The sequence below is a fragment of the Streptomyces marispadix genome, from assembly GCF_022524345.1.
In the GTDB taxonomy this organism is placed as follows: Bacteria; Actinomycetota; Actinomycetes; order Streptomycetales; family Streptomycetaceae; genus Streptomyces; species Streptomyces marispadix.
Map to the genome: position 1 here is coordinate 4,688,264 of NZ_JAKWJU010000002.1, position 14,316 is coordinate 4,702,579.

12 protein-coding genes are annotated in these 14,316 nt (G+C 69.2%); 6 read left to right on the forward strand and 6 right to left on the reverse strand.

Features of this window, described 5'->3' with window-relative positions:
• Positions 1 to 215 precede the first annotated feature (215 nt).
• Positions 216 to 1,676, forward strand: a complete 1,461-nt coding sequence (locus tag MMA15_RS19750) for a 3-hydroxybutyrate oligomer hydrolase family protein (protein WP_241061471.1) — start codon at positions 216 to 218, stop codon at positions 1,674 to 1,676.
• Positions 1,677 to 1,813: 137 nt separating this feature from the next.
• Here the strand turns inward: MMA15_RS19750 and MMA15_RS19755 are convergent, their stop codons facing one another.
• A complete protein-coding gene (locus MMA15_RS19755; protein ID WP_241061472.1) occupies positions 1,814 to 2,707 on the reverse strand; it encodes an RNA polymerase sigma factor SigF in 894 nt (297 codons plus the stop codon).
• Positions 2,708 to 3,026: 319 nt separating this feature from the next.
• Here MMA15_RS19755 and MMA15_RS19760 point away from each other — a divergent pair, with 319 nt between their 5' ends.
• From MMA15_RS19760 to MMA15_RS19775, 4 genes are all read left to right on the forward strand, one after another.
• On the forward strand, positions 3,027 to 3,401 hold the full coding sequence (locus MMA15_RS19760; protein WP_241061473.1) for an ATP-binding protein: 375 nt from the start codon (positions 3,027 to 3,029) through the stop codon (positions 3,399 to 3,401).
• Between the two features lie 180 nt (positions 3,402 to 3,581).
• Positions 3,582 to 4,073, forward strand: a complete 492-nt coding sequence (locus MMA15_RS19765; protein WP_241061474.1) for an STAS domain-containing protein — start codon at positions 3,582 to 3,584, stop codon at positions 4,071 to 4,073.
• 156 nt (positions 4,074 to 4,229) lie between these two features.
• Positions 4,230 to 4,571 (forward strand): SCO4225 family membrane protein, encoded by a 342-nt coding sequence (locus tag MMA15_RS19770; RefSeq protein ID WP_241061475.1) that lies wholly within the window; start codon positions 4,230 to 4,232, stop codon positions 4,569 to 4,571.
• Positions 4,572 to 4,845: 274 nt separating this feature from the next.
• Positions 4,846 to 5,394: an NlpC/P60 family protein gene (locus MMA15_RS19775; RefSeq protein WP_241061476.1), complete on the forward strand. Its 549-nt coding sequence runs from the start codon at positions 4,846 to 4,848 to the stop codon at positions 5,392 to 5,394.
• A 144-nt stretch (positions 5,395 to 5,538) separates the two neighbouring features.
• On the opposite strand, the gene MMA15_RS19780 is transcribed toward MMA15_RS19775, so the two are convergent.
• Positions 5,539 to 6,393 carry an endonuclease I family protein gene (locus MMA15_RS19780; RefSeq protein ID WP_372498273.1) on the reverse strand — a complete coding sequence of 285 codons (855 nt, stop codon included), beginning with the start codon at positions 6,391 to 6,393 and terminating at the stop codon, positions 5,539 to 5,541.
• A gap of 399 nt (positions 6,394 to 6,792) precedes the next feature.
• Between MMA15_RS19780 and MMA15_RS19785 the strand changes: the two genes are divergently transcribed.
• Positions 6,793 to 9,252, forward strand: coding sequence for an isoamylase (locus MMA15_RS19785; RefSeq protein WP_241061477.1), 2,460 nt, complete (start codon positions 6,793 to 6,795; stop codon positions 9,250 to 9,252).
• A gap of 206 nt (positions 9,253 to 9,458) precedes the next feature.
• Here MMA15_RS19785 and MMA15_RS19790 read toward each other — a convergent pair whose 3' ends face one another.
• The 4 genes from MMA15_RS19790 to MMA15_RS19805 all read right to left on the reverse strand — a co-directional run bounded on the left by MMA15_RS19790 (position 9,459) and on the right by MMA15_RS19805 (position 14,078).
• On the reverse strand, positions 9,459 to 10,682 hold the full coding sequence (locus tag MMA15_RS19790) for a family 1 glycosylhydrolase (protein ID WP_241061478.1): 1,224 nt from the start codon (positions 10,680 to 10,682) through the stop codon (positions 9,459 to 9,461).
• 19 nt (positions 10,683 to 10,701) lie between these two features.
• Positions 10,702 to 11,616, reverse strand: a complete 915-nt coding sequence (locus tag MMA15_RS19795; RefSeq protein ID WP_241061479.1) for a carbohydrate ABC transporter permease — start codon at positions 11,614 to 11,616, stop codon at positions 10,702 to 10,704.
• The gene (locus MMA15_RS19800; protein ID WP_241061480.1) at positions 11,613 to 12,635 is read right to left on the reverse strand and encodes a carbohydrate ABC transporter permease; all 1,023 of its coding nucleotides are present in this window, start codon (positions 12,633 to 12,635) and stop codon (positions 11,613 to 11,615) included. Before MMA15_RS19800 ends, MMA15_RS19795 begins: the two co-directional genes overlap by 4 nt.
• Positions 12,636 to 12,710: 75 nt before the next feature.
• Entirely contained in the window at positions 12,711 to 14,078 is a 1,368-nt protein-coding gene (locus MMA15_RS19805) for an ABC transporter substrate-binding protein (protein ID WP_241061481.1), read from the reverse strand.
• Positions 14,079 to 14,316: the final 238 nt, after the last annotated feature.

Sequence of the window (14,316 nt, forward strand, 5' to 3'; positions counted from 1 at the left end):
GACGGCGACAGGACGGGGGTGTGGGCCCGGGACGGAGGTGTGGCTGCGCACCACCTCGCGGGCGCCGAAGGTGGAGGCCCGTCATGTGTGTGCGGTGCGATGAGCGCTCATAGCCTTCGGGCACTCATCGCACCGGCGTGCCCATCGCGCCTCCGCACAGGGCCCACGGGCCCAACCGACGCCCCACGCCCGCCACTTCCCGAAAGGCCCCGCCGATGCCCGCGCCGCCGAGAAAACGGGCCAGCAGCGCAGCCCCGCGCCCGTACCGCCTCGCGACGGTCGCCGCAGTCACCGCGGCACTGCTCTCCTACCCCATGCCCAGTGGTGCCGCGGCTCAGCAGCAGGACACCGGCCGCGACTGCGCCCGTACGAACGTGCCGCGCGTGCCCGGTGCCGAACATCAGAAGGCGGCCTGCCTGGAGGAGTTGACGACCGCGGGCACGGTCGCCTCGGGGCACACCGACCCCGCCGACTGGGCGGGGCTGACTCCGGAGAAGCTGCCGACGCCGAGCGGAGTGCCCGGCCTTCAGATCGACGGCTACTTCCCCGACACCTCCGCCACCAACACCAACAACGGCTGGGCCCACGACGCCCAGTTCGTGCTGCGGCTGCCCGCACGCTGGAACGGCGGCCTGGTCGTCAGCGGCGCTCCCGGCAACCGCGAGCAGTACGCCAACGACCGTGCCATCGGCGACTGGGCGCTCAAGCGCGGCTATGCCTTCGCCGCCACCGACAAGGGCAACACGGGCGCTGCCTTCCACCGCGACGGACGCACCCCCGGCGACGCCCTCGCCGAGTGGAACCAGCGTGTCACTCAGCTCACGCGCGCCGCCCGCGCGACCGTCGCGCGGCACTATCGGCGCCCGCCCGCAAGGACGTTGGCGACCGGCATGTCCAACGGCGGCTATCTCGTGCGCTGGCAGCTGGAGAACCATCCCGAGCTGTACGACGGCGGGGTCGACTGGGAGGGCACGCTGTGGCGCGCGGGCGGGGAGCCGCCCAGCCTGCTCACCTTCCTTCCGCCGGCGCTGCGCCACTACCCGGCGTACGAGAAGGGCGGCCCCGGGGCGGAGAAGGCCCGTAAGGCCATGCACGACGCGGGCTTCCCACGGGGCTCGGAGTTCCTCTGGCCGTACTTCTACAAGAACTACTGGGATCTCACGCAGCGCGTCTACCGGGAGGAGATGGACCCCGGCTTCGACGGCGCCACCGAGGCGGGCAGCCCGTTCTGCGCTCCGGGAGTCCCGGACGGGCCGCCGTGCGACGCGGACTACGACTACGGCGAGCGCCCGGCCGAGGTGCGCGACGCCGTGGCGAAGGCGGGCCTGACCGGCCGGATCGGCAAGCCCCTGATCACGCTGCACGGCACCCTCGACACGCTGCTGCCCATCGGCGAGGACTCGGACGTCTACGCGCGCATGGTGCGCGACGCCGGGCGCGGCGGGCTGTTCCGCTACTACCGCGTCGAGGACGGCAACCACGTCGACTCGCTCGTCGACGCCTTCCCCGACAGGCTGCGCCCGCTCACGCCGTGCCACCGCTCGGCGTTCACCGCGCTGGAGCGCTGGCTCGGCGACGGGAGGGTGCCGCCGCGCAGCCATACGGTCGCCAGGCCCGAAAAGGCTTCGCAGAGCGAGCTGTTGAGGAGCTGCCCGCTGACGGGCGCGAATCGCTGACGAGCCCGGCTCGTCGACGGTGGGGCGAGAGCGCGGGCGCAGGGTACGCACTGGCGAGGGCTTACCGCCGCCTGTGCGTACCCGTGTCCTGCCCGCGTCCTGTCCGCGTCCTGTCCGCTCCGTGCTCGCCGCCCGTGTCAGCTGCTGGTGAGCATGCCCGCGCGCAGTCCGGTCAGCGCGCGGCTGAGCAGCCGGGAGACGTGCATCTGGGAGAGGCCGAGCTGCTCGCCGATCTGCGCCTGGGTCAGCTCCTCGCCGAAGCGCAGTTCGATGATCTTCCGGTCGCGTTCGGAGAGTTCGGCGAGGAGAGGCTTGAGGGCCTGGAAGTCCTCGACCAGGTCCATGGCCTCGTCGCGCTCGCCGAGCACGTCGGCGAGCGACGCCTCGCCCTCCTCGTCGTTGACGGTGGCGTCCAGCGAGGAGGAGTTGTAGCCGTTGGCCGCGACCTGCCCCTCGACGATCTCCTCCTCGCTCACCCCGAGATGCTCGGCCAGCTCGCTCACGCGCGGCGAACGGCCCAGCTTGGAGGTGAGCTTGTCGTTGGCGCGCGCCAGGTCCATCCGCATCTCCTGGAGGCGGCGGGGCACGCGTACGTCCCAAGTGGTGTCGCGGAAGAAGCGTTTGATCTCACCGACGACGTACGGGATCGCGAAGGTGGTGAACTCCACCTCGCGCGACAGGTCGAATCGGTCGATCGCCTTGATCAGGCCGATCGTGCCGACCTGCACGATGTCCTCCATGTCGTCGCCCCGTGAGCGGAAGCGGCGGGCGGAATACCGTACGAGCGTCAGGTTGATCTCGATGAGGGTGTTGCGCACGTACTGGTACTCGTGCGTGCCCTCTTCGAGGACGGCGAGCCGGTCGAAGAGCGACTTGCTCAGTTCTCGGGCGTCTTCGGGGGCGAGCTTCTCGGGCTCGTCGACGACGGGCAGTTTCTGCGATGCCCCATCGGCTCCCCGCCCTTCGAATACGGACGGTTCGCCGGTGACGGCTTCCTCCGTTGTCGTGACGGTCGGCGTTGCGGATGTCATCGCTTGGACCTGCCCTTCCTTCGGTTGAGAAGACGTCGGGCTGTTCCGTCTACCCCGCCGCACTCCGAACAAGCCCCCGGGCACGAAAAGTTGTCGTGTATCGGCTGGTTTGCAACCTCTTGCGTGCTCGCGAACGGGTCGTTTGGCATGAGGAGTGCGTGGCTGGGCAAGCGGATCTGGGACCGAAAGACCGGCCACGGAATGCGACGGCAGGCGTCCGTGGAACGACTGCGTCCTCGGCAGAGGACGGGAGGTGATGCCTGTGCCCGCGGGTACGAGCCCTAAGGCGACAGGCGACGGGGAGCAGACGGTTCTCCTGATGGATTCGGTGTACACCGACGTCGGACAGGCACGGAAGGCGGTCGAGCAGCATCTGGCTCGCGCCTGTGCGTGGGTCGACATGGGCGGTGTCCTTCTCGTGGTCTCCGAACTCGTGACGAACGCGCAGCGCCACGCCCGCGGGCAGTGGCAGTTGCGCGTACAGGCCGAACGGCACCGCGTTCGCGTCGAGGTCTCGGACAGCGTGCCGCTGCCGCCGCGGTGGCGGCCCGGCAAGTTGGACGGCAGCGGCGGCTGGGGCCTGCGGATAGCGGAGCAGTGCGCCGACACGCTGGAGGTGCTGACCTCCGCGCGTGGCAAGACGATGCGTGCGCAGTGGCTCCACCCGGGGCGCACCGGCGTTGCCGTTGCTTGAGCGGCAGCGGGGACTGCTTGAGCGGCAGCGGGGACTGCCTGAGCGGCTGCGGGGACTGCTTGAGCGGCAGCGGGGCGCTGCCTGATCGGCAGTCGAGGCTGTCTGAGCGGCGGGCCGGGCGCGTCCCCGATGTAGGGGGCGGGCCGCGCCGGTTGAGCGGCGTACACGGTGGCGTGTGACATGGTGAACGCTGTGACGACCGGTGACGACGCGACGGGTGAGCCCCCGGCACAAGGGCGGCACGGCGAGCGGGCCGAAGAGCCGGCGGACGGTCCGGCGAGGGACCGGACGGACGGTCCGGTGGACGACCAGATGGACGGGTCGGCCGAGGGTGTGCCGTACGTGGTCTCACGGCGGAGCGAGCGGGGCGTGGAAGTGCTGGTCCTCGCCGGTGAACTGGACCTCGACACCGTGCAGGAGATCGGCCCCGTGCTCGACGGGGCGCTCGCGGCGGGCGGCGGCAGCGTCGTGGTCGACCTCTCGCGGGTGAGCTTCGCGGACTCCTCGGCCCTCAATCTGCTGCTGCGCACCCACACTCGTACGCGCCTGCATCTGTGCGGGCCGCTACAGCCCTTCGTTGAGCGGCTGTTCGACGTGACGGGCCTGTCGGGCGTCCTCACGGTGCACGACAGCCTCGACGAGGCGGTACGGGCCGCGGCGGCGGGCGACTGACACCCGTGGCGGGCCGCGCCGACCGCATGCCGGGGCGCTCCGGCGAGTTCGTCGGGACATGGGCCGGCGTATCTGAGTACGCGTACTCATGCGCGGGAAACCACACGGGTGTTGGATCGACCGGAACGCCTCGCGACTGCCATGGGGAAGGCGAGCATGCGGGACCGCAGCGCCTGGAAGCGGACTCTGTCGGCGGCGACTGACAACTGGCTGTCGCGCGGCTATTTGACGGTGTGCGCCGCGCTGTTGCTGTGGACAGTCGGCGATGCGCTTTTCTCGAACGACGAAGGCCCGTCGTTCGCGGGAGTGTGGCCGATTTTCGCGACGCTGCCGACGAGTTTTCTCGTCGTGCTTCTGGCGGGCGCCATCGGTTTTCTGCTGCCTTCCGCGGCGATGCTTCCTATTTCCGTGATCCTTTTGGCGGCGGCGGCCGTGATCAATGCGGCACTCCTTGGAATGCTGCTGCGATGGCTGCGTAGTCGCAGGTCACAGGCGTGAGTTGAGCGCCCGTCACATGTTTGGGCGGCCAACTGCGAATTGGATTCCTGACATTCGTCATCGGTGTCGACCGTTGCCCGGGGAAATCTTGACGCGTTCACTTCATGGCTTCTAGTGTCCCGGTCGTCGGGTGACGCACCCCGTGAATCGAGACGGGACGAAACCTCCGAGGGACCTCTCGATCCGACCCCCGTTCGTGATTCCGGTGCCGACCGCCCGACTGTCAGCCCGCAAGGGAATTCCACGAAGCACGGGGAAACATATGAACCGCAAGATGCGCATCGCACTGCCCATCGTCGCGGGTGCTGCCGTACTCGGCTCCCTCGCTCCCCTGGCGACGGCCGGCGACGCTCCGGCCGCCTCCTCCAAGACGAGCGCCAACGCGACGAAGGCGGACGCCGGCACCAAGGCCATCAGCCGCGACACCGTCATCAAGCGTGCCAAGACCTGGCTGACCGCCGTCGACGGCCACCAGGTCCCCTACAGCCAGAGCAAGACGTTCCAGGGGTACCGGACGGACTGCTCGGGCTACGTGAGCATGGCGCTCCAGTACGGCAAGCCGGGCACGAACACCGTGGGCCTGGCGTCCTCGCAGTTCACCAACAAGATCAAGATGTCGCAGCTTCAGAAGGGCGACCTGGTCATCGACGCGAACGGCAGCAACACCACCCGCCACGTCGTGATCTTCGAGTCGTGGGCCAACTCGGCGCACAGCAAGTACAACGCCTACGAGCAGCGCGGCAGCTACGGCACCGACCACAGCGTGCGCAGCTACGGCCTGGGCAACGACGACTACGACGCCTACCGGCCGAAGAAGTACTGACAGCCCGGCTGTCCGACACAGCAGGCCGGCGGGACCACCCCGTGACTGTGCCCTCGTCCCGCGGCGGCGGGACGAGGGCACAGCGCTGTCGTCACGGTGTGGGGAGCGAAGGGCGGGAGCGTTCGAACGCCCCGCCCGCGCCCGTTACTTGTAGATCTCCTTGACCCACTCCGGGTGGTCGACGAACGGGTTCCTGTTGTGCTGGAACTTGTCGAAGATGACCTGGTTGCGGTTCTCCTCGAACTTGTCCGGCGGGTCCTCGTCGCTCCACTGCTTCAGCACCGACAGCTTGCCGATGTTGGGCTTGGAGCCGTTGCCGACCTCGTCGTTGGCCTCCAGGTCCGGGAACTCGTCGTCGCCCTCGTAGCGCACGTCCATGTAGAGGATCATGCGGGCCACGTCACCCTTGACCTCGTCGCGCGGCTCGAAGGAGTCGTCGTCGGTGAAGTTGCCCGGCGCGCCCTCGACCTCCTCGCCGCCCTTGTCGAAGTCCTTGCTGCTGCGGATGCTGTTGACCTTGACGTTCGTCGGGCGCAGGTGGTGCACGTCCGTACCGGGGCCGGGGGAGGTCCCGAAGTCGCCGTGGGACTTGGCCCAGACGTGCTCGCGGTTCCACTGGTCCTCGCCGCCGCCGCTGTTGTCGGCGGATTCCGACTTGCCGCTGTAGAGCAGGATGACGTTGCCCGCGTTGTCCGGGTCCTTGTCGGTCTCCTTCAGCGCGTCCCAGACCTCGTCGTACGAGAGCGTCTTGACGTCCTTGCTGATGATGCCGTGCAGAGCCTTCTTCAGCTCTTCGCCGGTCTTGCCTTCCGCGTCCTTGTAGTAGTCGTCGTCTTCGGCGGCGCTGAAGACGGACTGGTCGGCGGAGCGTGCGCTGCTCTTGTCCGGTGCGGTGGCCGTGCCCGCGGAGGCGGGAATCTGTACGACGGCGGCGATGAGCGCGGTGCCGGCGAGTGCGCCGAGCGTTCTGCGGCGCGCTGCGGAACGTATGAAGTCCACGTTGGCGTCCTCTCCCCGAGGTGTGGCGCCGTGAGCGCAATGTGGGGGTCGCAGCACGGCACCGGCCGAAGGGTGATCGGCCGTTGCGAAGCCTTCCATTGCCTCGAACACCGATGCGGGACAGTTATGAAACGGTGCTGTGAAGAAGTCGTGAAGGGCGGTGCGTCGTCACCCACGGCGATACATACCTCACACCTCAACATGCCGCCCGGCGGCCGAAGTTGGGACGATACGGCCTGCAAGGTCTTCCTGAAGGATGCGGCAAGTCTTTACAGGCATGCGCCTCGCCGTTACGTTCCCTTCAAGTCCCGCCAAGTCCCCGCCCGTACAAGGCGATCGGGGACCCATGTACGGCCGCAGGCGCGTGCGGTCCTTCCCAAGCGATGTGAAGGAGCCGTCGTGCGTACGCGCATCACACTGCACCGGCCGGGAGCCGCCCGCCCCTCCCGGACCGGGGCGCTCACGGGGGCCGCCCTCGCGGGCGTCCTCGCACTCGTACTCGCCCTGCTCGCCTCCGTGTCGGGGCTGCTGCCGCCCGCACAGAGCGCTCACGGCGCTCAGCGCGCGGAAGCCGCCCTCGGCGCCCACTACGACGACAGCGGCGAGAACATCACCTTCCGCGTCCGCTCCTCGGCCGCCACGAGGATGGCCGTGGCGCTCTACGACAAGCCCGCCGGAGCCGACGACCGAGGCACCCTGCCGCTCGCCGAGGAGCCCGATTCGGGGGGCACTTGGGCGGTGAAGGTCAGCACCGCCGAACTGCGGGAGAAGTACGGCATCGAAGGCACCGTCTACTACGGCTACCGCGCATGGGGCCCCAACTGGCCCTACGACGAGGACTGGACGGAGGGTTCCGAGGCGGGCTTCGTCTCCGACGTCGACGCCGAAGGCAACCGCTTCAACCCGAACAAGCTGCTGCTCGACCCGTACGCACGTGAGGTGAGCCACGACCCGCTGCGCGAGGGCATGACCGACAAGGGCGTCTACGGCTCGGGGCCGAAGCACCGCAGCGAGGACAGCGGGCCGCAGGCGCCCAAGGGCATCGTGCTCCCCGCCGCGACCGGCAGCGGGGGCACTCCCCCTCGCTCCGCCGGTGGGACCCCCACCCAGGCCGAAGGCTCCGGGGGAGGCACGGGCGAGAAGCCCCGGCGCGCCCTCAAGGACGACATCGTCTACGAGGTGCATCTGCGCGGCCTGACGAAGAACGACCCCGACGTGCCCGCGGACAAGCGCGGCACCTACGCGGGTGCGGCCGCCAAGGCGGAGGAACTGGCCGAACTGGGCGTCACCGCGGTGGAGTTCCTGCCCATGCAGGAGTCGCAGAACGACGCCAACGACGCCGACCCCGACACCTCGGCGGACGACAACTACTGGGGCTACGTCACCGACAACTTCTTCGCCCCCGACCGGCGTTACGCCGCGGACGACTCACCCGGCGGCCCCACACGGGAGTTCCGCGCGATGGTCAAGGCGTACCACGACGCCGGGATCAAGGTCATCGCCGACGTCGTCTACAACCACACCGGCGAGGGCGGTCCCTGGAACGAGGGGGACAAGGACACCTACGGCATCCACTCGTTCCGCGGCCTGGACAACCCCTCGTACTACTCGCTGACCGACGACCGCCAGAAACCCATGGACAACACGGGTGTCGGCGGCAACTTCAACACCCGCAACCCCATCGCGCAGAACCTCATCGTCGACTCCCTCTCCTACTGGAAGGACGTCCTCGGCGTCGACGGATTCCGGCACGACCTCGCTCCCGTTCTCGGAAACACCTGCGAGCACGGCTGCTTCGAATACAGCGACACCGACCCGAAGACCGCTCTGCACCGCATCACCGAGGAGATGCCGCCGCGCGGGCCCGAAGGCGGCGAGGGCACCGACTGGATCGCCGAGCCCTGGGCGCTCGGCGACGGCACCTACCAGATCGGCAACTTCCCCAAGGGCTGGTCGGAATGGAACGGCAAGTACCGCGACACCCTGCGAACCGACCAGAACAAGCTGGGAGTCGACGAGGTGACGCCCAAGCAGCTCGCCACGCGCTTCGCGGGCTCCTCCGACCTCTACGGCGACGACGGCAGGAAGCCCTTCAACTCGGTGAACTTCATGGTCGCGCACGACGGGTTCACCCTGGGCGACCTCTACGCCTGCAACGACAAGGACAACGACCAGCCCTGGCCGTACGGGCCGTCCGACGGCGGCTCCGACGACAACATCTCGTGGGACCAGGGCGGTACGCAGCAGGCCCAACGGCAGGCGGCCCGCAACGGGTTCGCGTTCCTGATGCTCTCGGCGGGCACTCCGATGATGACCGGCGGCGACGAGGCCCTGCGCGGCACACGCTGCAACAACAACCCGTACAACCTGGACAACGAGGCCAACTGGCTGGACCACGAACCCGGCGCCGACCAGCGCACGTTCCGTACGTACGCGCACCGGCTGCTGGAGTTCCGCAAGGCCCATCCGGCGCTGCGCCCGGCGGAGTTCGGCACGGGAGGCGACGGTGACGGGGACGGCATGGGCGGGCTCGACTGGTTCACCCCGGCGGGCAAGGCCCCCGACGAGGCGTACTGGAACGGGGCGTCCAACCACGCGCTGGCCTGGCGCCTCGACGGCACGGAGTCCGACGACCCGGCGGACGGCCTGTACATCGCCTACAACGGGTCCGCGGACGCGGTGGACTTCACGCTGCCCTCGCCGGGTGAGGGCAGGAAGTGGCACCGCGTCACGGACACGGGTGCGGGCTTCGAGGGCGCCGACCAGGTCGCCGAACCGGGGTCGGAGCCGGAGGCGGGCGGCGAGGGCGCCGAGTACAAGCTGGACGGGCGGTCGCTGGCGGTGATGATCGCGAAGTGACCGCGAGCTGCCGCGGGTTGGCAGGGTCGGCAGCGGGCCCGCGGCCGATCGGCGGCCGTGACCGCGGACCGAGCGAGGAATGCTCCCGGGAAGCGGGCCGGAGGTCCGGAAGTACGGCACGGCCGGCCCGCGGGGCGGGCCCGTCGAGCGGCGTCACCGTTCGCCCGACGGGCGCCGCCCCCGGCGCGCCACGGGGCGTCGACGGCCTACTCGCCTTCCCCGCGGGCCAGTTGGCGGAAGCGGTCGACCAGCGGCGTCGGGACGCGGCGCAGGGTGTTGCCCGCGTCGCGGCTCAGGTCGTAGAGGCCCATCTGCACCAGCCAGCGGTCCGGCGGCTCGTGGTCGTTCCGGTAGAGCCAGTCGACGAGCGCGAAGAAGGGGAACCAGGTGTAGCCCACGAGGTCCGTGCCGTCCGCGCGCAGCGCGCGCACTGCCGCGACGCTCTCCTCCAGCCAGCCGAGCCGTTCGGCGGCGGGGCCGCCGCGGCTGGTCTCCGTGACCATCAACGGCCGGTCGTAGCGGGCGGCGTAGGCGTGGAGCAGATCCGCCAGGCCCTCGGTGCCCGCCTCGACGGGCCGCGGTGCACCCGTCTCCGGGTCGTGGCCGACGGTGGTGAAGGCCGGGTAGTAGTTCACGCCGATCACGTCGGGCGTCACGGCGTTCGCCCGCAGCCACCCCAACTCGTCGTCGGTGGCGCCGTGTTGAACGAGGTATCCGTACATCGGATGGTCCTCGCCGACGCGGCCCAGCACGAGGTCCAGGCCGAGGAAGCGCCGCTCCTCAAGGTGCCGAAGGCGCGCCGGACTCAGCCCGCCCGCCCATCTGAATCCGGCGTCGACGTGCACGAACACCGCCTCCGGCTGCACCTCGGCGATCCGCCGCTGGGTGAGTACCATGCCCCGCGCCAGCCGTACGAGGATCTTCACGAAGCCGTCGTCGCCGTGCAGATAGGGCGGCCAGCTTCCCTGCTCGCCGCAGTAGACGGCGTTGATGACGGGCTCGTTGAGGGGCGTCCAGTCCGTCAGGCTGCCGCGGTAGCGTTCGGCGACGGCGGCCGCGTACGCCGAGACCCTTTCCGGATAGGCCGAGTTGAGGAACTGGTTGTCCAGCCACAGCGGCGTCCCGTAGTGCATCAGGTCCACGACGCAGCGCAGGCCGAGCCGGTCCAGATGCTCCACGACCTGATCCAGCCACTCCCAGCGGAAGTGACCCGGCTCCGGTTCCACCAGATACCAGGGGATGCCCCAGCGGATCATCTCGGCTCCGGCGTCGGCTGCGCGGTCGAGGTCCTCGCGCCACTGGGCGTAGTGCTGGGTGAGTTCGTACTCGTCGAGCTTGCGGTGCCCGTGCGCCTCCTGCGGTACGAACGTGTCCTCGATGCCGACGGCGAAGCGGAACCGGCCGTCTTCGTACCAGCGTCGCCCTGTCACGACTCCCGCCTTCCCCGGCTCACTTGAGGCCCGTCGTCGCGATGCCCTGCACGAAGCTGCGCTGTATCAGCAGGAACAGCACGATCACCGGCAGCAGCGAGAGCACCGCTCCGGCCAGCAGCAGCCCGTACTGGGTGACGTGCTGACCCATGAACAGCGACAGCCCCGCGGGCAGGGTGGCCCGGCTGGTGTCGGAGGTCATGATCAGCGGCCACAGCAGGTCGTTCCAGTTGAACTGGAAGTGGAACAGACCCAGCGTCAGCAGCGCGGGCCGCGCGAGCGGCAGCACCACGCGCCAGTAGATCCGCCACTCCGAGGCGCCGTCGACGCGTGCGGCCTCCTCCAGGTCCTTCGGCAGCGAGAGGAAGAACTGCCGGAGGAAGAAGATGCCGAACGCGTTGGTGGCGCGCGGCACGATCATGCCCGTGAAGCTGTTGACCAGACCGAGGTTGTTGAGCAGGTCGTACAGCGGGACGAGCGTGATCTGGAACGGCAGCATCAGCATGATCAGCACGATCACGAACACCGCCTCGCGACCGCGGAACCGGAGCCTCGCCAGGGCGTAGGCGGCCATCGAGTCGAAGAGCAGCGAGACGACGGTGACGGTCCCGGCGAAGACGATCGTGTTGCGGTAGAGCGTCGCGAAGGGCAGCTCCTGCCAGATGTCCGCGTAGTGCTCCAGAGTGAACGAGCGCGGCCACAGCGTCGGCGGTGCGGAGACGATGTCCTGCTCGGGCCTCAGCGACGCCAGCACCATCCAGATCAGGGGCAGCAGCACGGCCAGCGCGATCACGACGGCCGCGAGGGCGGTCGTCACGCGCCACACCAGGGCGAGATCGATGCCCCTGGACGGACGGGCCTTCGCCGCGCCCTTGGACTTCCGGGAGTCCGGTGACCTCGGGGGTGTGCGGGGAGTCCGCGCGGTCTGGGTCACAGCGTCACCGCCCGCCTGCGGAAGTAGCCGAACTGAAGCATCGACAGCGCGAACACGAGCACGAGCAGCACCCAGGAGACGGCCGCCGCGTAGCCGAACTCGTTGCGCTCGAAGCCCATCCGGTATGTGAAGACCACCAGCGTCTCCGTCTGGAAGAAGGGACCGCCGTGCGTCATCACATAGATCTGGTCGAACGCCTGGAGCGTGCCGATCGCCGCCATGATCGTGATGAGCATCGTCTGGTTGGCCAGCAGCGGCCAGGTGACCCGGCGCAGCCGCTGCCAGGCGCTCGCCCCGTCCACGCGTGCGGCGTCGTGCAGTTCGGGCGGAATGCCCTGTAGCCCGGCGAGATACATGACCATGTAGAAGCCGAGGTTCTTCCATACGCCGACGGCGATCACGGCCGGCATCGCATACGACGGATCCTCCAGCCAGCCCTGCTGCGTTGTGACTCCTACGCCCGACAGCCAGTGGGCGAGCAGCCCGATGTCGGCGTCCAGCAGGAACGCCCACGCGATGGAGACGACGCCCAGCGACACCACGAACGGCAGGAAGACGGCCGTACGGAGAAAGCCGCGCAGCGCCATCGAACGATTGAGGAACAAGGCCAGCGCGAGCGCCAGCACCACGCTCACCGGTGTGCTGACGGCCGCGTAGACGAGGGTGTTCTCCAGGGCGTTCCAGGCTTCCGGATCGTCGAGGAGCCGCCGGTAGTTCTCCAGGCCGACCCAGGACGCCGCCTGCATCAGGTTGTAGTCCGTGAACGACAGGTAGGCGGCCTGGAACATCGGCCATACGACGAAGACCGCCAGCGCGGTGAGGCTCGGCGCGAGGAAGAGCCAGGCCGCACGGGTCTGCCGTCCGCGCTGGGTGCGGCGGGAACGCAGGGGACGCCAGGCGCCCGCGGTGCGCGCGGTGGCAGCGCCGCCCCGCTGCGTGGCGCCGCCCCGCTGCGTGGCGCCGCGCCGCGCGGCGCCCGGCTCCGCCGCGCCCGGCTGTGCTGTGGCGGGCGTGGTCACACGGTCACCTCCCTCCTGCGGGCACGCGGGCCTCGGGCGCCCGCGTGCCCTGCGCGGATGCCGACTTCCGCCCGGTCACTTCTGCTTGTCGAGCTGCGCCTGCACCTGGGCGTCCGCCTTCTTGAAGACGGACTCGACGTCCTGCTTGCCGTCGAGGGCGCGTTGCAGCGCGGGGTAGAAGATCTGGTCGGCGATCGTCGGTCCGTTGACCAGCCCCGGCAGATACGGCCGTGCGCTTTCTGTGACGTCCTTGGCGCCGAAGGCGGCCGAGTCCGGGTTGCCCTTCAGGTCGCCGGGGGAGACGTCGGTGCGGTCCGGCGGGAAGCCCGTGCCCTCGGCGAGCTTCACCTGCGACTCCTTGCTGTTCCAGAAGGAGAAGAACCGGTACGCGGCGTTCTTCTTGCCGGGGCTCGCCTTGGCGCTGACGCCGAACGACGTGATGCTGCTGAACGTCTGCCGGCCGCCGGGGCCGCTGAACGGGCGCGTGACGCCGTACTTCACGCCCGCCTCGGAGAACTGCGTCGTCACCCAGGGGCCGACGATCTCCATGGCCGCCTTCTTCGTCTGGAAGAGCTTGTCGGCCTTGGCTCCGCTGAGTCCGACGGGCGAGATGTGCTCCGAACGCACCTGCTTCACCCAGTACTTGAGGGTCTTGAGGGCCTTCGGGTCGTCCAGGGTGGCCTTCTTGCCGTCCCTGCTGACGACGTCGGCGCCGCCCTGCCACAGCAGCACCGGATACATCGGGATCGTCTCGTGGTCGGCGAGGGCGATCGCGTACTGGTCGGGTTTGCCGTCGCCGTCGGTGTCCTTGGTCAGCTTCGGCGCCATCTTCGCGAACTCGGCGCAGGTCTTCGGCGGCTTCTCCGGGTCGAGGCCCGCGTCCTTGAACATCGTCTTGTTCCAGAACAGCATCAGCGTCGCCATGTTGAGCGGCACGCCGTAGTTCTTGCCCTCGAACTCGGAGGTGTTCACCGCGGCGGGCACCAGCTTCGAGGTGTCCATGTGCTTCTTCGAGCTGTAGAAGTCGTCGAGGGGCTGGAGCACGCCCTTGTCGGCGTACTTGGGCATCTGCCCGGCGTCCATGGCGACGATGTCGGGGCCGTTGCCGGAGCTGACGCTTGTCAGCAGCTTCTGGTAGAAGACGTCCCACGGCATGGGGACGGACTTGACCTTCACCTTCTTCTGCGAGTCGTTGAACTCGCCGATCAGCTTGTCGATGGTCGCCCGGTCGCCGCCTGTCAGTCCGTTCCAGAAGGTGAGCGTGACCTTGCCGCCGGCGGAGCCCTCGTCGTCGGAGCTGCTGCCGCTCGCGCCCTGACCCGTGCAGGCGCTCAGCGAGACGGCGAGACCGGTGACGAGAACGAGGCCGGAGCGGCGCAGCCCGCGCACCCGGCGGGAGGCCGTCCCGCAGCGGGGAGTGCCTTCACGGGTGTGTTTGCGCATGGGTCCTCCCGGGGTTCGTGCCCGGCTGTGCGAGTCGATGGGGGAGGGGAGTGGCGGGACCTTTATTACAACGTTGAGGTAAACGTTGTACAGCCCTGTTTCCAAAGAAACCGGGGCAACTTCGGTCCGGCTGCGCTCCGTTGGTGACCGGTCACTTTCGGTGCCGGTCGGAGGTGTGTGCGGGCGGGCGCGGGGTTGTGACCGCGGACTGTCGTGCGGGGCGGCGATACCGGTGGGA

Excerpts from the sequence above, each read along its gene's own strand:
- MMA15_RS19750 (WP_241061471.1), top strand. The coding sequence starts at position 216 with ATGCCCGCGCCGCCGAGAAAACGGGCCAGCAGCGCAGCCCCGCGCCCG.
- MMA15_RS19755 (WP_241061472.1), bottom strand. The coding sequence starts at position 2,707 with ATGACATCCGCAACGCCGACCGTCACGACAACGGAGGAAGCCGTCACC.
- MMA15_RS19760 (WP_241061473.1), top strand. The coding sequence starts at position 3,027 with ATGGATTCGGTGTACACCGACGTCGGACAGGCACGGAAGGCGGTCGAG.
- MMA15_RS19765 (WP_241061474.1), top strand. The coding sequence starts at position 3,582 with ATGGTGAACGCTGTGACGACCGGTGACGACGCGACGGGTGAGCCCCCG.
- MMA15_RS19770 (WP_241061475.1), top strand. The coding sequence starts at position 4,230 with ATGCGGGACCGCAGCGCCTGGAAGCGGACTCTGTCGGCGGCGACTGAC.
- MMA15_RS19775 (WP_241061476.1), top strand. The coding sequence starts at position 4,846 with ATGCGCATCGCACTGCCCATCGTCGCGGGTGCTGCCGTACTCGGCTCC.
- MMA15_RS19805 (WP_241061481.1), bottom strand. The coding sequence starts at position 14,078 with ATGCGCAAACACACCCGTGAAGGCACTCCCCGCTGCGGGACGGCCTCC.